A 19459-nucleotide genomic window follows, 5' to 3' on the forward strand; every position below is an offset into this window, starting at 1 on the left:
TTACGCCAGCCGGTCGAGCTGGTCACGCACCCGGGCGAGGGTAGCAGTGAACTCTGACAGTCTTGCCCGTTCCTGTTCCACGACGTTAGCAGCGGCCCGGGAAACGAACTTGTCGTTACCAAGCTTCGCTTGCGATTTGGCGATCTCAGCTTCCAGCCGCGTCGCTTCCTTGCCGAGACGGTCGCGCTCGGCCGCCACGTCGACCTCGACGTGCAGGGCCAGGCGGCTCGCGCCCTGCACCGCGACAGGTGCGGTGCGGGTGGCTAGTGCAAACGCTGCTTCTTCGTTGAAGACCTTGACTTCGCTGAGCTTGGCGAGCGCCTGCAGCACCGGCGCCGCCTGCGCGATGAAACCGGCGTCGCCGATCGCGTAAAGCGGCACGCGATCGGCCGGCGACAAGGCCATCTCGCTGCGCAGGTTGCGGCAGGTGCCGACCACGGCCTTCAATCGTTCCACCCAGGCGTCGGCTTGGGCATCGATGCGCTCGAGCTGGGCCTTCGGGTAGGGTGCGAGCATCAGCGAGTCGTCCGAGCCCACGGCCTTGCGGCCGGCCACCGGAGCGACCTTCTGCCACAGCTCTTCGGTGATGTAGGGCGTGATCGGGTGCAGCAGGCGCAGCACCGTCTCCAGCACGCGGATCAGCGTGCGCCGTGTGGCGCGTTGCTGCGCCTCGTCGCCGGTGGCGATCTGCACCTTCGCGATCTCCAGGTACCAGTCGCAATACTGATCCCACACGAACTGGTAGATCGCATTCGCCACGTTGTCGAGACGGTATTCGGCAAAGCCCTGCGCCACAGCGGCCTCGACGCGCTGCAGTTCGCCGGTGATCCAGCGGTCGGCGTGCGAGAAGTCGAGGTAGCCGCCCGGCACGCATTCCTGGGCGCCGTGCTCGGCCAGCCCGCAGTCCTTGCCCTCGCAGTTCATCAGCACGAAGCGCGTGGCGTTCCAGAGCTTGTTGCAGAAATTGCGATAGCCCTCGCAGCGCTTGCTGTCGAAGTTGATGTTGCGGCCCAGGCTGGCGAGCGCGGCGAACGTGAAGCGCAGCGCATCGGCCCCGTAGCCGGGAATGCCTTCCGGAAATTCCTTCTTCGTCGCTTCGCGCACCCTGGGCGCCGTCTCGGGCTTGCGCAGGCCGGTGGTGCGCTTGTCGAGCAGCGGCTCCAGCGCGATGCCGTCGATCAGGTCGACCGGGTCGAGCACGTTGCCTTCCGACTTGCTCATCTTCTTGCCCTGCGAGTCGCGCACCAGGCCGTGGATGTAGACGTGGCGGAACGGCACCTTGCCGGTGAAGTGCACCGTCATCATGATCATCCGGGCGACCCAGAAGAAGATGATGTCGAAGCCGGTGACCAGCACCGTGGAGGGCAGGAACAGGTCCAGCTCCTTGGTCTGGCTCGGCCAGCCCAGCGTCGAGAATGGCACCAGCGCCGACGAGTACCAGGTGTCGAGCACGTCCTCGTCGCGCGTCAGCGCACCCGAGTAGCCGGCGGCCTCGGCCTTGTGCCGCGCTTCTTCCTCGCTGCGCGCCACGAACATCTCGCCGTTCGTGCCGTACCAGGCCGGGATCTGATGGCCCCACCACAGCTGGCGCGAGATGCACCAGTCCTGGATGTTGTTCATCCACTGGTTGTAGGTGTTGACCCATTGCTCGGGCACGAATCGCACGCGGCCGTCCTGCACCACCTCGATGGCCTGCTCGGCGATCGATTTGCCGCTCGGGCCGGGCTTGCTCATCGCGACGAACCACTGGTCGGTCAGCATCGGCTCGACGATCTGCCCGGTGCGCGCACAGCGCGGCACCATCAGCTTGTGCTTGCGAACCTCGACCAGCAAACCCTGCGCTTCCAGGTCGGCGACCACCTTCTTGCGCGCGTCGAAGCGGTCGATGCCGCGGTAGGCGGCGGGCACTTCGTCGTTCGTCTTCGCGTCGAGCGTGAAGATGCCGATCATCGGCAACTGGTGGCGCTGGCCCACGGCGTAGTCATTGAAGTCGTGCGCCGGTGTGACCTTGACGACACCCGTGCCGAACTCGCGATCCACGTAGGCATCGGCGATCACCGGAATCGTCCTGCCGGTCAGCGGCAGGGCGACCTGCCGGCCGATCAGGTGGCGGTAGCGCTCGTCCTCGGGGTGCACCATCACCGCGGTGTCGCCGAGCATCGTCTCTGGCCGCGTGGTAGCCACGACCAGTTCCTCGGAGCCGTCGGCGAGCGGATAGCGGATGTGCCACAGCGAGCCGTCTTCCTCTTCGCTCTCGACCTCGAGGTCGGACACGGCCGACTTCAGCACCGGGTCCCAGTTGACCAGCCGCTTGCCGCGGTAGATCAGACCCTGCTCGTAGAGCTTGACGAAGGTGTCGGTCACGATGGGCGAGAGCTTGTCGTCCATCGTGAAGTACTCATGGCCCCAGGCCACCGAGTCGCCCATGCGGCGCATCTGCTGCGTGATGGTCGAGCCGGACTGCTCCTTCCACTCCCACACCTTGGCGACGAAGTTCTTGCGGCCGAGCTCGTGGCGCGACACGCCCTGCGCCTGCAACTGGCGCTCGACGACGATCTGCGTTGCGATGCCTGCATGGTCAGTGCCCGGCAGCCACAGCGCGTTGAAACCGGCCATGCGGTGGTAGCGCGTCAGCGAGTCCATGATGGTCTGATTGAACGCATGGCCCATGTGCAGCGTGCCGGTCACGTTGGGCGGCGGCAGCTGGATCGCGAACGAAGGCCGGGTCTCGTCGAGCGTCGGCTCGTACAGACCGCGACGCTCCCATTCGGGGCCCCACTTCGCTTCGATGGCTTTCGGTTCAAAGGACTTCGCGAGTTCGGACATGGTGCCGGGTGGTGGAATGAAAAGCAGAAAACGGCAGCGGCGTCCCTGGAGGACGCCGCCGGACGGGGATGCCGCAATTTTAGGCTGCGCGGCAGGCCTGCCCCGCACGCCGACTGCGCACGCTACATCAGCAAGTGCTCACCTGCGTTGTCGCCGCCCAGGATCACGTAGTTGACACGGCGGATGTCGGCCAGGCAGCGCCCGCCCGCATAGCTGATCGAGCTCTGCAGGTCTTCCTGCATCTCGCGCAGCGTCTCGGGCAGCGTGCCCTTGACCGGCTCGAGGATGCGCTTGCCTTCGACGTGCTTGTACTCGCCCTTGTTGAAGTCGCTGGCCGAGCCGAAGTATTCCTTGAACAGCTTGCCGTCGACTTCCACGGTACGGCCCGGCGATTCCTCGTGGCCCGCGAACAGGGAGCCGATCATGACCATCGTGGCGCCGAATCGCAGGCTCTTGGCGATGTCGCCGTGCTCCCGGATGCCGCCGTCGGCAATGATGGGCTTGGTCGCGACGCGCGCGCACCACTTCAGCGCCGACAACTGCCAGCCGCCGGTGCCGAAGCCGGTCTTCAGCCGCGTGATGCAGACCTTGCCCGGGCCGATCCCGACCTTGGTGGCGTCCGCGCCCCAGTTCTCGAGGTCGATCACCGCCTCTGGCGTGCCGACGTTGCCGGCGATCACGAAGGCGTTCGGCAGCCTGTGCTTGATGTGGCCGATCATGCGCTGCACGCTGTCGGCATGGCCGTGAGCGATGTCGATCGTGATGTAGTCGGCGCCGACACCGTCGGCTGCGAGCCGGTCGATCACCTCGTAGTCCGGTTGCTTGACACCGGAGCTGATCGACACGAACAGGCCCTTTTCGCGCATGCGCTTCGCATAGGCCACGTTGTCGAGGTCGAAGCGGTGCATCACGTAGAAGTAGCCGTTGGCAGCGAGCCATTCGGAGATGGGCTCGTCCACCACGGTCTTCATGTTGGCGGGCACCACCGGCAGCTTGAAGCGCCGCCCGCCGAACTCGGTCGAGGTGTCGCATTCGCTGCGGCTTTCCACGCGGCACTTGCGCGGCAGCAGCAGCACGTTTTCGTAGTCGAAGATTTCCATGGTTTCGCTCCTAGAACAGACAGGAGGCGGCGCGTTGTGGCAGTGCGCGGCCCAATGGCTGCGAGCGCTTGACTTGGGGCCCGGCGCTTGCGGCAGAAAGCCCGTTGCATACGGGGGAGCCGCAAATGAAAACCGGGCGCCAACATTTGGGCCCGGTGGCGCATTCTACGCGGCGGGCTTGCGGCCCCGTAGCGTGGGGTTACTCGCCTCCGCCGGAGCCGGCAGTGCCGTCAGCACGAGCGCTGCAGCGAAGCAGCCGAACGACGCCAGCGCGCGCCAGTCGTTGGCCTCGTTCCAGCGGTCGCGCCATTGCGACCACTCGGCCGGCGGTGCGGCGGGGTTCCAAAGGGCCAGTGCATCGTTGATCGGCACGTTGACGCTGCGCGTGACCCAGAACACGGCGGCGAAGTAGACGATCGCCACGATGGCCCATGCGCATGCCAGCGACAACTGGCGTGCCCGCGCGGCCAGCACGGCGGGCACGATCGCCAGCAGGGTCGAGCCGAAGTAGGCGAGTGCGAACGGCAGGTTGCGCACGACCCGGTTGATCCATTGCTGCGTCTCGACATACGCCGCGGCGTCCAGATGCGTCATGGCCGGCGCGACATCGACCGCAAAGGCGAAGAAGAAACCGGCCATCAGTCCGAGCAGCAGCGTGGCTGCGATGGCGCTGAGGCGGTAGGGGGTGAGTGGCGTGTCCATGGGTCCTCCCGGCGTCCGTGCAGTTGTGTGCACACGCGCACAGGCTACTCGGGAGAGGTGCCATGGCAGCGGGGCGCTATCCAGCTTTGCCGAACTTTACGTGCGCGTAGCGAGGCCGGTGCCAACGGACCCCGGCAGGGTTTTGATGGCGCCTCCTAGAATCGCCGCATGAACCCGCTCCCGCCCGACACGCTCCACGCCCCGGCACCCGGCAATGCGCTGCTGCGCAACCTGAACCCAGAGCAGCTTGCCGCCGTCACGCTGCCGAACCGGCACGCGTTGATCCTGGCCGGCGCCGGCTCGGGCAAGACGCGGGTGCTGACCACCCGCATCGCCTGGTTGATCCAGACCGGCCAGATCTCGCCGGCAGGCGTGATGGCGGTCACTTTCACGAACAAGGCGGCGAAGGAGATGCTGACGCGGCTGGCCACCATCCTGCCCATCCCCGTGCGGGGCATGTGGATCGGCACCTTTCACGGGCTGTGCAATCGCTTCCTGCGGGCGCACTGGAAGCTGGCGGCGCTGCCGCAGAGCTTCCAGATCCTCGATTCCCAGGACCAGCTGTCCGCGGTGCGCCGTGTCATCAAGGCGATGAACCTGGACGAAGAGCGCTTCGTGCCGAAGCAGGTGACGTGGTTCATTGCCGGCAGCAAGGAAGAGGGGCTGCGCCCGCGCGACGTGACCGTGCGTGACGAGCAGACGCGCACGCTGGTCGACATCTACCAGGCCTACGAGGACCAGTGCCAGCGCGAGGGCGTGGTCGACTTCGCCGAGCTGATGCTGCGCACCTACGAGCTGATGCGCGACCAGCCGGCTCTGCGTGAGCACTACCAGCGCCGCTTCGGCCACCTTCTGGTCGACGAGTTCCAGGACACCAACCGCCTGCAGTATGCGTGGCTGAAGATGTTTGCCGGGCAAAGCAACTGCGTGTTCGCGGTCGGCGACGACGACCAGAGCATCTACGCCTTCCGGGGCGCGCAGGTCGGCAACATGTCCGACTTCGAGCGCGAGTTCCATGTCGAGCATGTCATCAAGCTGGAGCGCAATTACCGCAGCTACGGCAACATCCTGGACTCGGCCAACGAGCTGATCGCACACAACCGCAAGCGCCTGGGCAAGAACCTGCGCACCGAGGCCGGCCCGGGCGAGCCGGTGCGCGTGTATGAAGCCACCAGCGACTACGCCGAGGCGCAGTGGCTGCTTGAAGAGGCGCAGCAGCTGCACCGCGAGGGCACGCCGCGCAGCGAGATCGCCATCCTGTACCGCTCGAACGCCCAATCGCGCGTGCTGGAAAGCGCGCTGTTCAACGCCGGCATCCCGTACCGCGTGTACGGCGGGCTGCGCTTTTTCGAGCGCGCCGAGATCAAGCATGCGCTGGCCTACCTGCGGCTGCTCGAGAACCCGAACGACGACACCAGCTACCTGCGCGTGGTCAATTTCCCGACGCGCGGCATCGGTGCGCGCACCATCGAGCAGTTGCAGGACGCGGCGCGGGCCAGCGGGCGCAGCCTGTACCAGAGCACCGGCGCGGTGACGGGCAAGGGCGGTGCCAACCTCGCTGCCTTCAATGCCCTGCTCGATGCGATGCGCGATGCGACGCGCGGCTTGACGCTGCGCGAGATCATCGAGCACGTGCTCGAAGCGTCGGCGCTGACCGACTTCTACCGCAACGAAAAGGAAGGCCGCGAGCGGCTGGAGAACCTGGACGAATTGGTCAACGCGGCGGAAGCCTTCGTCACGCAGGAGGGCTTCGGCAAGGACGCGGTTGCGCTGCCGATCGACGAGCAGGCCGGCGCCATCGCCGAGGGCGACCCGCCGGCCGTGGCACGGGCCGACATCACGCCCGATGTCGAAACCGGTGAGATCGTCTCGCCGCTGGCCGCCTTTCTGACCCATGCCGCGTTGGAGGCCGGCGACAACCAGGCCCAGGCCGGGCAGGACGCGATCCAGATGATGACGGTGCACGCCGCCAAGGGCCTGGAGTTCGACTGCGTGTTCATCACCGGCCTGGAAGAAGGGCTGTGCCCGCACGAGAACTCGCTGTCCGACTACGAGGGGCTCGAAGAGGAGCGCAGGCTGATGTATGTGGCGATCACCCGTGCTCGCAAGCGGCTGTACCTGAGCCACAGCCAGACCCGCATGCTGCACGGGCAGACGCGCTACAACATCAAGAGCCGCTTTTTCGACGAGCTGCCCGAAGGTGCGCTGAAATGGATCACGCCCAAGGTGCAGGGCTTCGGTTCGGGTTTTGCCCGTGACCCGCGGGCGGCTTGGGCCCAGGCGCCGTCACACGGATCGTCGTTTGGTACGGCGAAGAAGATCGAGCCGAAGGTGGCCACTTCCGACGGTGTCGCCTTGCGGGTCGGGCAGTCGGTGTTCCACACCAAGTTCGGCGAAGGCGTGATCGTCACGCTCGAAGGCAGCGGGGCCGATGCACGGGCGCAGATCAACTTCGGTCGGCACGGGCTGAAGTGGCTGGCGCTCAGTGTGGCCAAGCTGACGCCAGTGGATTGAGTCGTGCGCGGCCGCGCTATCGCAGCAGCCGGCCGTCGCGCCCGATCACCGTGACTTCGACGTAGCGCGAGCCCACGCGCTGCTCCGGGCCGAAGCCGATCTTGAAGCCGCCGACGTCGTAGTCGCGCAGGTTCTGCAGGGCTGCCAGCACACGCTCGCGCGTCGGGTCCGGTCCGGCGCGGCGCAAGGCCTCGACCAGCACCTTGGCGGCGATGAAGGACTCGACGCTTGCGTACGAGATCACCTTGTCCGGCGCGTACTGCTTCATCAGCGCATGGAACTCGCGCACCACCGGGGCCGACGGCGAGTAGGGGAAGGGCATTACCTGCGAAATGCCGATGCCTCGTGCGAGGTCTTCGCCGGCGTTCTTCAGCAGCTCCTTGAAGTTGACCACCGAGATGCTGAACAACTGCGCGCGGCCACCGGCGGCGCGCAGCTTCTTGATGAAGGCGGCTGACGCCCGGTTGACCGAGACCATGATCACCGCGTCGGGGTTGGCCGGCGCGATCGCCTTGACGGCCTCGTCGACCTCTTCCGGCTTGGTGCGGTCATAGTGGCCCGAGGCGACCAGTTCCAGACCGAGCTTGCGCGTGGCCTGCTCCGCGCCGGCCAGCCCGCTCTTGCCGAAGCCGTCGTTCTGGTACATCACCGCAAAGCGCTTCAGGCCGATGGTGTGCAGGTGCTCGACCATCTTCGCGGTTTCGTCGGTGTAGCTGGCGCGGATGTGGAACAGATGAGGGTTGACCGGGTCGCGCAGGTCGGATGCGCCGGTATAGGGGGCGAGCAGCGCGATGCCGGCCTCGCTCAGCAGCTTCTGCTTGTTCAGCGCAAGGATGTTGGCAGTGCCGACGAAGCCGAACAGCGCCACCGGGTCGTCCTGGGCGAGCAACTGCCGCGTGTGCTGCACGGTGAGATCGGGCTTGTAGCCGTCGTCCTTGACGACCACGCGGATCCTGCGGCCGTGCACGCCGCCGCGCGCATTCACGTGCGAGAAGTAGGCATGCGCGCCGGCCACGTACTCATCGCCGGTGCCGGCGATCACGCCGGTGAGCGGTGCGACCTGCCCGATCACGATGTCGGGCGCGGCGTGCACCGGGGCGACACAGGCGGCAGCGGCCGCGAAGCCGACGCACAGGCGGCGGCAGTGAGACCAGACGGACATCGGTTGTTCCTCTCGCCGGCCCGGACGGGCCGTCTCATGTTCCATTTGGGCCATCGTTCTGCGCAGTGGAACAATGGCGGCTGTTTGTGGAACGAGCTTAGCGACAGAGGACCACGCTCGACACCGGGTCTACTCCTGAGGACCTGTCATTCAAGCGACACTTGGCGGCCCCATATTCCGTCGTGCAGTCGGCTGGCCTTCAACGCGGCGGGCGCAATTCCGCGCGGCGAGCGAGCCGACGCGGGAGTTCTCTACCGGTCGTTGCCGTTCGCACCCCCGATGGCAGCGGCTTCAGTCTCCTGACCGGGGGACGCGCCTGCCACGGGTTCGAAACGACTGGGCATTTCGGTGACCATCGCGAATCGCGGCTGCACCTTCCCGTCGTGCTCCACCTCGGAGAAGAACATCGCGTGCGGGCGGGCCCAGAACCCGGTGTCCTGATCGAGCTGACGGTAGATGACCAACGGTTCCTCGGTCTCGCTGTGGCGGGCCATGCAGAGGACTTCGTACTCGCTTCCGCTGTAGTGCCTGAAGCGTCCCAACGGCTGCTGCGGCAGCGGCTTGGTGGGCGGGTGGCGGCTCATGGGGTGGGTCCTTTCGGGTGCCAACGCGAACGGCGTGGCCGGCAATTACGAAACCGAGACGACGATCTTGCCGGTATGGAGACCTGACTCCAAGGTGGCGATTGCGGCAGGCGCCTCGGACAGGCTGTATGTGTGCGACACGTGCGGCTCGATCTTGTGCGCATCGACGAAGGCGAGGAGATCGCGCAGCGATGCCGAGCTGCCGACGAAGATCCCATGCAGCGTCGCGTATTTCGTGATGAGTGCGAGGGGCTCGACGCTGTCGTAAGTCCAGCCGCCCAGGCCGCCGATGGCTGCGATGTGCCCGCCGAAGGCCAGGCTGCGAAGCGACTCGCCGATGGTGGTCTTGCCGCCCAGCTCGATGACGAGATCTGCACCGCGCCCGTGCGTCTCGTGCAGCACCGTGTCGGCCCAGCGCGGCGTTTCGACATAGCTGATCCGGCGCGAGCCCGCCGGGAGGATCTTCGCGGCCTTGGCGACGTCGGAGGTGACGATGAACGGGTCGATCCCGGCCGCGAGTGCGAGTTTGGCGGCCCACATCGCAACGCCGCCGGTGCCCTGCACGACGAGGTGGCCACCGGCCTTCAGTCTTGCCACTTCGAACATCGAGACCCACGCGGTCACGCCGGCGCAGGGAGCGCAGGCCGCTGTCGTGAACGAAACGTTGGCGGGAATGGGCACCAGAGCCGACGCGTCCAGCACCACTTCCTCGGCCAGCCAGCCGTCGACGTTGCATCCCCCGCTGACCGCGACCTTCTCGGCCGCAGGAGGGCCATCGACCCAGCGGTGGAAGAAGGCGCCCACCACGCGGTCGCCCGCCGCGAATTGCGCCGCCGCATCCGGCCCCACTTCGAGCACTTCGCCGGCGCCATCGGAACACGGCACCACCGGTCGGTCGGTGGGAGCGGGGTAGAGCCCCTTGGCAATCAGGATTTCGCGGAAATTGAGCGAGACCGCGCGCACGGCGACACGCACCTCGTTCGGCCGCAGCCCGGCCCTCGGCCGTGTCACCGCCTCCAGGGATCTGATGCCCCCGCCCGGTTGAAATTGATAGGCCAATGGCATCAGTACACTCTCCCGTTTGTTGTTCAAGGATGACCCAGGTGTCTGCCAACGCCCCTCGGGGCCGAAGTGTGGGTCGTTTTCTGCCGTCGCATCGCAGGTGCGGCGGATTTCACCATATTGCGTCGCGATGACTCTTTCAAAGAGTGACAAGACGAGACCCAGATAATCGACCCATGAACGACCGTGCCAGGCAACGCGACATCTCGGTGCTCAAAGGACTGCTGCGCCGGAGGAACGTCCCTCAGAAGAGCTGGGCCGGGCAGCTCTCGGCCATCATTGGTGGCACCCGGAAGACGGCCGGCAAGCGCGTCGCCGACGAGGGCATCCTGACGCTGCGCGAACTCTTCGCGATCGCGGACCACTTCGACACCACCGTCACCGCCATGCTGCAAGCCGACTTCCCCGAAGAGCGGCAGATCCCCGGGGCCAGGAAGGGACTGTTGCGCGTCGGCGGCGGGCTGTGGCCTTGCACCGCGGTCACCCGTGGCGGGCCGCCCGCGAGAGGGGACAAGTTCGTCGGCTACGAAGACCCGTCGGTGGCGCAGTTCGTCGTCTGCGAGGCGGGTCGATCGCCGGCCGGCGTCGCGCTCGAAGGGGTGCTCAGTTTCAACGTCGATGCGTTCGGAACGACGGGGCCGCTGGTCGTCGTGCTGGACGACGAGGAAACCGCCATGCTGCCCATGTGCCGGTTCCTGCGTATCGATGCGGGCTTCGATGCGCAGTACGTGAAGGAGCCGGAAGACGTGCTGCCTTTCCTGCAGCAGCCCAACAAGCCGGATGCGTACATCCTCGACTGGACCCTCTCGCGCGGGCAGACGTCGCGCGGGGTGATCGAAGGCATCCGCGCCGCGGATGCCGAGTGCCCGATCGTGTTGCTCACCGGGACCATCCAGTCGCGCGAAGAGAACGAAAGCGAGATCGCCGACCTCGTCAGGAAGCATCGGATCGATGTCTGCGTGAAGCCGTTCCCGGCGTCCATCATTGCCGAGAAGCTGAAGTCGATGCTGGACCGTCAGTCTGAGCTTCCACACGTCGACAAGGGAGCGAAATGGTGACCTCGGTGCCGCGTTGAGGCTCCGATTCGATCAGCATCCACCCGCCGAGGTCGGCCAGGTGGGACTGCACGATCGCGAGGCCCAACCCCAGGCCTTGAGGATCCAGCAGTTTGCTCCCCCGGCCACGCACGAAGGGTTCCACGACCCGGCTTGACGCCGCCTTGCTCATTCCGACACCGCTGTCCTTCACCGAGACGACCAGCGGCGCGCCCGGTTCCAGGGACGCGGTGACCGCGACATATCCCGCCCGCGTGTACTTCACGGCATTGCCGACGATGTTGGTGAGGATCTGTCTCATGCGGATCTCGTCGAGTTCGACGCGGAAGTCGAGCCCATCGAAGTTGCTCAGAAACTCCAGCCTTCTGGTCGTCGCATTCTTGCGCTGTGGGGCCAGGGTTCTGCGCAGGAACGTCGAGAGATGCAACGTTCTCAGGCGGAGTCCCGGCGCGCTGTCGGCGCGCACGAACTCGACCAGGTCGCCGGCGATCTGGTTGAGTTGCTGCGTCGCCTCCCGCAGCGGCGCCATGCACGTAGCGATCTCGTGCGGGTAGCGCTCGAGCAGATCGAGACTGCTGACGATGGTCTGCAGCGGGGTGCGCAATTCGTGGCTGGCGGTGGCCATGAACACCTTCCGGGCCGCGACGGTCAGTTCCTTCTCCGACTCTGCCGCGGCTCTTGCGGCGCGCAGCTGTGCCTGCCTCAGGGCGTCGCGTTCATTCTCGACCTGGCGATGCTCCGTGACGTCGCGGCCGCTGATGCCCAACACCAGCTTGGCATCGACGGGATCGGTCAACGGCCGGCAGTCCAACTCGTAGATTCTTTCCCCATCGGCCGACGTCAGCATCGTGAACTCCTGGTGTACACGCTCCTGTCTCGCGACTGCTGCGACGATGGTCGACGCGTCGTCCGGGTTGGCGAACGTGGCGTGCAGCGGCGACGGGACACCCGCGGTCGGCAACTTCTCCCAAGCTGCAGCGGCGGCCGGATTGCGAAAGAGGACGGTGCCGTCCAGGCAGTAGAGCGCCACGACGGTGGACGTATAGGACAGCACCTGCACGCCGCGCAACTGGGCATCAGGGACGGCGCGCAAGTCGGACGCGCAGAACAGGATGCCGTCGGTGCTGCCGTCGGCCGCCAGGACGACGTTGCTCTTGAGCACGATCTGCCGGGGCCGACCCCGTGGATACAGCGTCCACTGTTCTTCGACCGGCACGCCTTCCAGGGCGCGTCGATGGACGGAATCGAGCCGGACCAGCGCGGTCGGTGTGATGTCGGAGAAGTCGCGCGCAGCCAGATCCTCCCTGCTCGCGGCGTCCCAGAACCCGAGAGCTGCAGCGTTCGCCCAGGTGATGCGAAGCAGGTGCTTGTCGAACACCCACATCGGAATGCTCAGCCAGTCGTAGGTGCCCAGCGATGCGACCGGAATCACGGCTTCGCTCCTTGCGGCGCTGGCCTGCCACGCGCCATGGACCGTTGTCGCCTGGATTCAGAAAAACGGTAAAAAATTACCTGATGACCGAAAAGCATCTAGTTACCCCGATGGGGCGAAACAGCCATTACTCTGCGTAGAGTTTTACCGTTTGCCCCTTGATTGAGTATGGCGCGGTAGTAATTTCCCAAACAAGACGGCACTGAAGCAGCATCGCAGCCGGAACGGCTCGCAGTCATGCAGCAGTGCGACAACGCCAGGAACCGGCTTGCGCGCGTTCTCTGCGGCCCGCTCCCTCGTCCCTCGAGACGATGGTATCGGTGCCCGCAGCCCCTGCAGGTTGCGCAATGTATTTCGCCATTGCCATTCCAGCCAGCAGGCTTCCTGCGGGGAGATGTGGATGATTGAAGAGAGCGCTGACCCGGTTGCTTCTGCGCGCGTGGACAGTGGTGTCACGCCGGGCGCCTGGCGTTGCCTGCCGCTGACACCGGAGATCAGGGCGCAGATGCAGGTCTGTCTGCTCAACGTGGAGATGCTGGCCGGCATGAGGCTGCAAGGCAATGTCGGGCGTTGCGTGGAGCGCCTGGACCGTGCCATCGATGCGCTTGTCGATGCCGTGTCGAAGGCCGGGCATGACCACACACCCACCGCAGTTGACACACACCCATCGCCGACGGCGTCTTATCGGTCGAGGGGGGCCGTCCTGCGGCCGTGAAGACGGCCTTCTTCAACCCGCGATGGCGAAGCCCGGGCGAAATTCGAGGGAGCGACACCATGAAAGAAAGCTGCGGGAAGCACCCGGCAGACAGGGACATCTTGCCGCTGGTGAGGGTGGCGGAAGTGCAGACGGCAGAGCTTCACGGACCGGCATGCGCGCCGACGTCCGAGCGGGCCTTTTCCGCATCCGCGGGGGCGCTGAGGCTTCGATTGCCGGATGCCACCACGGGCCTGTTGTTGGACGGCCGTGCAAGCTCGCGCATGGAGCTGCTCTTGCGCGTTTCCCCTTTCGGCACGCCGGTGATCTGTGCAGCGATGCAGAGCGGTGGCACACAAGTGCGAGCTGTGCTCAACGGCTGCGACGATCGGGCGCGGCAGTGGTTGAACAGCGTGCTGATGTTCGAGCGAGCGTGCCTGTGCATCGATACGGAGAGGGCGGGCCTGCCTGCATGGATGAGTTTCGACCTGATCAGCGCTGAGAAGCTGGCCGCCAGTTTCGCCCGACAACGCGCGCCAGACCTGTCGGCGTCGCTCGCAGCGATCGAGATGTCCGAGGCCGCCGTGCAACTGGCCGCCGCGGAGGCGGTGCCGACGCTCATCGAGGGGCAAGCGATCGAAACACTGGTGATTGCCGTGGTGCGCCCCTGCGCTCGGCAGGCAGGCGTGCAGGCAAGCGAGCGGTGGGCGATGTCGTGACGCGCGGCTCAAGCCGCGTCACGACATTCCGCGAAACGGGCCAGGTGGGTATCGGTATCGCCGCCGCTCAGCTCGATCGCCATCAGGCGCTTGAACAAGTGGCTCACGTGGAGCTCGTCGGTGACGCCCATGCCGCCATGCAGCTGCACCGCCTGCTGGCCGACATAGCGACAGGCGCGGCCGATGATCACCTTGGCCGCGGACAAGGCGCGTGCACGTTCGGCGGCGTCGGCGTGGCGGCAGCGCATCGCCGCCAGGACGCTCATCGAGCGGGCCTGCTCGTGATGCATCAGCATCTCGGCGGCGCGGTGCTGCAGGACCTGGAAGCGGCCGATCGGCTGGCCGAACTGCTGGCGTGTGCGCAGGTATTCGAGCGTGGCGTCGAGCGCGGCCTTGATCACCCCGCTGGCCTCGGCGCACAAGGCCGCAAGGCCGGCGTCGAGGGCCCGCGACAGCGACGGCCAGGCAGCGCCTTCGAGGCCCACCCGGGCGGAGCCCGCCACGTGGCAGTCCTTCAGGTGCACATCGGCGGCGGGCAGTCCGTCGACGCTGCGGTAAGGCAGCAGACGCAGCCCGGGCGTGTCGCGCGGCAGCAGGAACAGCGAGACGCCGTGCTCGTCCCGAGCGGCGCCCGACGTGCGTGCGGTCACCAGCAGGACGTCTGCCGCCGGGGCGTGCATCACCACGGACTTGTGGCCGCTCAGCACATAACCGTCGCCGGTGGCAACGGCGCGCGTCTGCAGATGCAGCTCGAAGCCGCGCGCCGACGTTTCTTCATGGGCCAGCACGGCGACGGTCTCGCCGCCGGCCAGCCGCGGTAGCCACTCGGCCTGCTGCGGCGCACTGCCGGCATGCGCCAGCAACTGGGTCGCGACCACGGCGCTGGCGAGGTAGGGCTCGAGCAGCAGCCCTGCGCCGAGCGCCTGCATCACGATCATCGTCTCGACCGGGCCGCCATCGAGGCCGCCGTGGCGTTCGGGCACGTGCAAGGCGAGCAGCCCCAGGTCGGCCAGGCCTTGCCATACCGTGCGGCTCCAGCCGGATTCGCTGTGCAGCACCGCGCGCCGCTGCTCGAAGCCGTATTCCCTCGCGACGAAACGGCGCACCGTGTCGTCCAGCAGTTGCTGCTCTTCGGTGAGGTTGAAATTCATCGCAGCTCGCTCTCTCACAAGCCCAGCAGCTGCTGGGAGATGATGTTCTTCTGGATCTCGTTGGAGCCGCCGAAGATCGACAGCTTGCGCATGTTCAGATAGTTGGCGGCCAGGCCACGTGCATGGCCCGGGCCGACGTCCTCGCCCTGCCAGCCGGCGGCCATGGCCTCACCGCGGTACGGCAGCGCATAAGGGCCGACCGCCTGCACCAGCAGCTCCGTGATGGCCTGCTGGATCTCGGTGCCCTTGATCTTCAGGATGGAGGCTTCCGGTCCGGGGGCACGCTGCTCGGCCTCGGCCGACAACACGCGCAGGTTGGTCAGCTCCAGTGCCATCAGGTCGATCTCGACCTCGGCCACCTTGGCGGCGAACAACGGGTCCTGGATCAGCGGACGCCCGCGGCGCACCTCTTGTGCTGCGATGCGTCGCAGCCGCGCCAGCTCGCGCTTGGCGATGCCGATGCCGGCGATGTTGGTGCGCTCGTGGCCGAGCAGGAACTTCGCATACGTCCAGCCCTTGTTCTCTTCGCCGACGAGGTTCTCGACCGGCACCTTGACGTCTTCGAACCAGACCTCGTTGACCTCGTGTGCTCCGTCCATCGTGATGATCGGCCGCACCGTGATGCCGGGCGTCTTCATGTCGATCAGCAGGAAGGAGATGCCGCTTTGAGGCTTCACGTCGAGATCGGTGCGCACCAGGCAGAAGATCCAGTCGGCATGCTGGCCGAGCGTGTTCCAGGTCTTCTGGCCATTGACAATGTAGTGCCCGCCGACCCGCTCGGCGCGCGTGCGCAGCGACGCCAGGTCGGAGCCGGCACCCGGCTCCGAATAGCCCTGACACCACCATTCCTCGGCCGAGAGGATTTTCGGCAGGTAGCGTTGCTGCTGGGCGGCATGGCCGAAGGCCATGATCACGGGCGCCACCATCTTCAGGCCGAACGGGATCAACCGGGGTGCGCCGGCGGCAGCGCATTCCTCTTCGAAGATGTACTGCTGCACCGGGCCCCAGCCGGGGCCGCCGAATTCGCGCGGCCAGCCCGGGCCGCCCCAGCCGCGCGCATGCAGCGTGCGCTGCCACAGCTGGTGGTCGTCCTTGCCGAGGTGCAAGCCGTTCAGCACCTTGTGGCGGATGTGCACCGGCAGGTGGTCGCGCACGAATGCGCGGACCTCGGCGCGAAACGCCTGCTCTTCGGGCGTGAAGTCGAGCTCCATCGGGTCATTCCTCGTCGGTCAGCAGCGAGACGCCGAGCTGTGCACGGCGCTTGAGCCAGGGGCTGGCGCGGTAGCGCGGGTCCCCGGTGGTGCCGTGCAGTTGTTCCAGCACTGTCAGCACCGTGGGCGCGCCGAGCTGGTCGCCCCACGCGAGCGGGCCCCGCGGGTAACCCAGACCCAAGGTCACGGCCCGGTCGATGTCGGCCGGCGCGGCGATGCGCTGCTGTGCGATTTCGCAGGCGATGTTGACGATGGTAGCGACCACGCGCGGCGCGACCAGCCCCGCGCTGTCGCGAATCACCGAGACCGGCACGCCGTCAGCGCCGAAGAGCCCGCGCGCCTGTTCGCGCGTTTCGGCGCTGGTGAGCGGGGTCCCCATCACGACGCGGCGGCGCCCCGTCTCGAACAGGGTGTCGAGCGCGACCGTGCGGCGGGCGTCCAGACCTTCGGCGGCGGCACAGGTGGTGGCGTCGTGGCCCAGCGGTGTGACGATGCACAGGCTGTCGGCCGCCGGGCGCGCACCTTCGTCCAGTGTGCCGCCCAGGGCACGTACCAGCGCCACCACGCAGCGGTGGCCGGGCTCGTGGCGGCGGCTGACCCACACTCGCGGCGGGCGGGCCGGGGAAGCGGGCGCTTCATCGAAGCGCTCCGCCTGCCCGTCGGCATAGCGATAGAAGCCACGCCCGGCCTTGCGGCCGACCAGCCCGGCCGCCAGCATCTGGCGGGTCAGCGGCTGCGGCCGGAAGCGAGGCTCCTCGTAGTACTGGTGGTAGATCGACTCCATCACCGGGTGCGAGACGTCGAGCGCCGTCAGGTCCATCAGCTCGAACGGGCCCAGCTTGAAGCCGGCGGTATCGCGCAGGATGCGGTCGAGCTGGTGGAACTCGGCGACGCCTTCGGCCAGCAGGCGCAGCGCTTCGGTGCCGTAGCCGCGGCCGGCGTGGTTGACGATGAAGCCCGGCGTGTCCTTTGCACGCACGGCGGTGTGGCCGAAGCGCCGGCCCAGCTGCAGCAGGAAGTCGCCAACGCTCGGTTCGGTCAGCAGGCCGTCGACGACCTCGACGATCTTCATCAACGGCACCGGGTTGAAGAAGTGGAAGCCGGCCACGCGCTGCGGGTGCTTCAAACCGGCGGCGATCGCGGTGACGGACAGCGACGAGGTGTTGGTGGCCAGCACGCAGTCGGGTCGCACGGTCTCTTCGAGTTCCGCGAACAGGCGGCGCTTGACGGCCAGGTCTTCGACCACGGCTTCGACGACGACGTTGCAGGGCGCCAGGTCGGTGAGGGCTTCCACGGGTTGCAGGCGGGCGGTGGCTGCCGCGGCAGCCTGCGGGTCGAGCTTGCCCTTTTGTGCCAGCCGCTCGAAGGTGTCGGCCAGGTCCTTGACGCCTTGCGCGGCGGCGCCAGCTTTTGCGTCGAACAGCCTCACTTGCACTCCGGCCTGGGCAGCGATCTGCGCGATGCCGCGGCCCATGGTGCCGGCACCGACGATGGCCAGGTAGAGGGGGTCGCTCGCGGCGTTGATGGTCTGCATTGTGGAACTATGTTCTGTTTAATAAGGGGGTGGGGGATCTTGCTTGAGAATGGGGGGAGCGTCAATGTGGAGGCCGTGGAGCTTGCCCCGGGGCCGCTTGGGGCGCTTCTTGGTGCGGTGTCGCCCATTGCGCTGCCGCGCCGGGAGTCCGCCCCGGCGGGCGGGTAACTTTCTTCTGCTGGCTCAGAAGAAAGTCACCAAAGAAGAGAGCCTGAAGAAGAACACCATGCACTCTGACCGTTGTGCTTTTTCCCGTCGGCCCAGCGGGCGGTCGATCCCTGCCGAATGGGCTAGAACCACCTGCTCGTCCAACACTACGGGTCCGCTGCGCGAGACCCTGGAGAAAATCAGGAACAGCCATGCGATGCGTAGCGAGCCCGCAATGCTGAAAGCGGACGCTCAGGTCACCTGAGCACGCAGACCGGTCTTCGGTCCGCTTCGGACCGAAACAACAGGTGTGCGGCTTCTCTAGCCAGCACGGCATTCACAGGCCGCCCGCCGGACCGTCTTCAAGAGGCTCAACGGTCAGAGTGCATGGTGTTCTTCTTAAGGCCCTTTGCTTTGGTGACTTTCATTTGGGCCAGCCAAATGAAAGTTACCCGCCCGCCGGGGCGGACTCCCGGCGCGGCCGCGCAATGGAGCACAGCGCCACAGTCACCAACCCACCAACCCACCAACCCACCAACCCACCAACCCACCAACCCACCAACCCAGCACCCAGCACCCAGCACCCAGCACCCAGCAACCCAACATAGGCTCGTCGAAATTCCGCACTGCAAACATCAATTCCAATTGACGCACAAACCTCCGCCGTGCCACCATGCAGTCCGCGCGCAAGACGAGCCCCCGATGAGCGACCACCAAAACGACACGACAGCCGAACAAGACGATCCCTTGATCGAGGAGGCCGCCGCGCAGCCGGGTCCCACGCCGAAGATCAAGGAAGACCGCCATTTCGTGACCGCCCTCGCGCGCGGCCTCGAGGTGCTTCGCTGCTTCCGGTCCAGCGACAAGATGCTCAGCAACCAGGAATTGGCGCGTCGCTGCAACCTGCCGAAATCGACGATCTCGCGCCTGACCTACACGCTGACCAAGCTGGGTTTCCTGGATTTCGTCGAAGAGACCGGCCGCTACCGGCTCGGCAGCGCGACGCTGTCGCTCGGCAGCACGATGCTGGCGCGCATGGACGTGCGCCAGGTCGCTCGGCCGCTGATGCAGGACCTGGCGGACTATTCGCAAGCCATGGTTTCGCTCGGCACGCGCGACCGGCTCAGCATGATCTACGTCGAGAACTGCCGCAGCCAATCGGCGCTGACACTGAGCCTGGACGTCGGCTCACGCATCCCGCTGGCGACCACGGCGATGGGGCGGGCCTATCTCGCGGCCTGTTCGGAGACCGAGCGCCACGACCTGATGGACCGCATCCGCGAACTCGACGAACTGGCGTGGCCGCGCATACGCCACGGCATCGAGACGGCGATGCAGCAATACCGCGAACTGGGCGTGTGCTGTTCGTTCGGCGAATGGCAGAAGGACGTCAATGCGATCGCGATCGCCTTCCGGCCGGAGGGCGGGCGCACGCTGATGGCGATCAATTGCGGCGGCCCGGCGTTTCACCTGAGCCCGCAGTACCTGCTCGACGAGGTGCGGCCGCGGCTGGTGGCGCTCGGCGCACGGCTGGAGCGCTCTGCCGGTCAACACTGAGCCGCAACG

General features: G+C 66.6%; 15 protein-coding genes. 5 read left to right on the forward strand and 10 right to left on the reverse strand.

Annotated features, from left to right (window positions below; translation table 11 throughout):
* The 3 genes from M8A51_RS00115 to M8A51_RS00125 form a co-directional block, all read right to left on the reverse strand.
* On the reverse strand, positions 1 to 2826 hold the full coding sequence (locus M8A51_RS00115; RefSeq protein ID WP_251776060.1) for a valine--tRNA ligase: 2826 nt from the start codon (positions 2824 to 2826) through the stop codon (positions 1 to 3).
* A gap of 122 nt (positions 2827 to 2948) precedes the next feature.
* Complete coding sequence (locus M8A51_RS00120) at positions 2949 to 3926, reverse strand: GMP reductase (RefSeq protein ID WP_251776061.1); 978 nt, start codon at positions 3924 to 3926, stop codon at positions 2949 to 2951.
* Between the two features lie 165 nt (positions 3927 to 4091).
* Positions 4092 to 4628 (reverse strand): anthrone oxygenase family protein, encoded by a 537-nt coding sequence (locus tag M8A51_RS00125; protein WP_251776062.1) that lies wholly within the window; start codon positions 4626 to 4628, stop codon positions 4092 to 4094.
* A gap of 168 nt (positions 4629 to 4796) precedes the next feature.
* Between M8A51_RS00125 and M8A51_RS00130 the strand changes: the two genes are divergently transcribed.
* The gene (locus M8A51_RS00130) at positions 4797 to 7142 is read left to right on the forward strand and encodes a UvrD-helicase domain-containing protein (protein WP_251776063.1); all 2346 of its coding nucleotides are present in this window, start codon (positions 4797 to 4799) and stop codon (positions 7140 to 7142) included.
* Positions 7143 to 7158: 16 nt separating this feature from the next.
* Here M8A51_RS00130 and M8A51_RS00135 read toward each other — a convergent pair whose 3' ends face one another.
* From M8A51_RS00135 to M8A51_RS00145, 3 genes are all read right to left on the reverse strand, one after another.
* Positions 7159 to 8304: an ABC transporter substrate-binding protein gene (locus tag M8A51_RS00135; protein ID WP_251776064.1), complete on the reverse strand. Its 1146-nt coding sequence runs from the start codon at positions 8302 to 8304 to the stop codon at positions 7159 to 7161.
* A 251-nt stretch (positions 8305 to 8555) separates the two neighbouring features.
* Complete coding sequence (locus M8A51_RS00140) at positions 8556 to 8888, reverse strand: DUF1653 domain-containing protein (RefSeq protein WP_368408505.1); 333 nt, start codon at positions 8886 to 8888, stop codon at positions 8556 to 8558.
* A gap of 45 nt (positions 8889 to 8933) precedes the next feature.
* On the reverse strand, positions 8934 to 10103 hold the full coding sequence (locus M8A51_RS00145) for a zinc-dependent alcohol dehydrogenase family protein (RefSeq protein ID WP_251776065.1): 1170 nt from the start codon (positions 10101 to 10103) through the stop codon (positions 8934 to 8936).
* A gap of 23 nt (positions 10104 to 10126) precedes the next feature.
* Between M8A51_RS00145 and M8A51_RS00150 the strand changes: the two genes are divergently transcribed.
* Positions 10127 to 11008, forward strand: coding sequence for a response regulator (locus M8A51_RS00150; protein ID WP_251776066.1), 882 nt, complete (start codon positions 10127 to 10129; stop codon positions 11006 to 11008).
* On the opposite strand, the gene M8A51_RS26415 is transcribed toward M8A51_RS00150, so the two are convergent.
* Entirely contained in the window at positions 10932 to 12437 is a 1506-nt protein-coding gene (locus M8A51_RS26415; RefSeq protein WP_251776067.1) for a sensor histidine kinase, read from the reverse strand. The two genes, M8A51_RS00150 and M8A51_RS26415, sit on opposite strands and share 77 nt — an antisense overlap.
* Before the next feature lie 400 nt (positions 12438 to 12837).
* Here M8A51_RS26415 and M8A51_RS00160 point away from each other — a divergent pair, with 400 nt between their 5' ends.
* Both M8A51_RS00160 and M8A51_RS00165 read left to right on the forward strand, forming a co-directional pair.
* Complete coding sequence (locus M8A51_RS00160) at positions 12838 to 13152, forward strand: hypothetical protein (protein WP_251776068.1); 315 nt, start codon at positions 12838 to 12840, stop codon at positions 13150 to 13152.
* Positions 13149 to 13850, forward strand: a complete 702-nt coding sequence (locus tag M8A51_RS00165) for a hypothetical protein (protein ID WP_251776069.1) — start codon at positions 13149 to 13151, stop codon at positions 13848 to 13850. The genes M8A51_RS00160 and M8A51_RS00165 overlap by 4 nt, the downstream gene beginning before the upstream one ends.
* Positions 13851 to 13858: 8 nt before the next feature.
* On the opposite strand, the gene M8A51_RS00170 is transcribed toward M8A51_RS00165, so the two are convergent.
* The 3 genes from M8A51_RS00170 to M8A51_RS00180 are packed head-to-tail and all read right to left on the reverse strand — an operon-like array spanning position 13859 to position 17746.
* A complete protein-coding gene (locus M8A51_RS00170; protein WP_251776070.1) occupies positions 13859 to 15001 on the reverse strand; it encodes an acyl-CoA dehydrogenase family protein in 1143 nt (380 codons plus the stop codon).
* 14 nt (positions 15002 to 15015) lie between these two features.
* Entirely contained in the window at positions 15016 to 16212 is a 1197-nt protein-coding gene (locus M8A51_RS00175; protein WP_251776071.1) for an acyl-CoA dehydrogenase family protein, read from the reverse strand.
* Positions 16213 to 16216: 4 nt separating this feature from the next.
* Positions 16217 to 17746 carry a 3-hydroxyacyl-CoA dehydrogenase gene (locus M8A51_RS00180; protein ID WP_251776072.1) on the reverse strand — a complete coding sequence of 510 codons (1530 nt, stop codon included), beginning with the start codon at positions 17744 to 17746 and terminating at the stop codon, positions 16217 to 16219.
* Positions 17747 to 18595: 849 nt separating this feature from the next.
* Here M8A51_RS00180 and M8A51_RS00185 point away from each other — a divergent pair.
* Positions 18596 to 19450 carry an IclR family transcriptional regulator gene (locus M8A51_RS00185; protein WP_251776073.1) on the forward strand — a complete coding sequence of 285 codons (855 nt, stop codon included), beginning with the start codon at positions 18596 to 18598 and terminating at the stop codon, positions 19448 to 19450.
* Positions 19451 to 19459 lie beyond the last annotated feature (9 nt).

The organism is Caldimonas mangrovi (assembly GCF_023721835.1).
Classification (GTDB): domain Bacteria; phylum Pseudomonadota; class Gammaproteobacteria; order Burkholderiales; family Burkholderiaceae_C; genus Caldimonas; species Caldimonas mangrovi.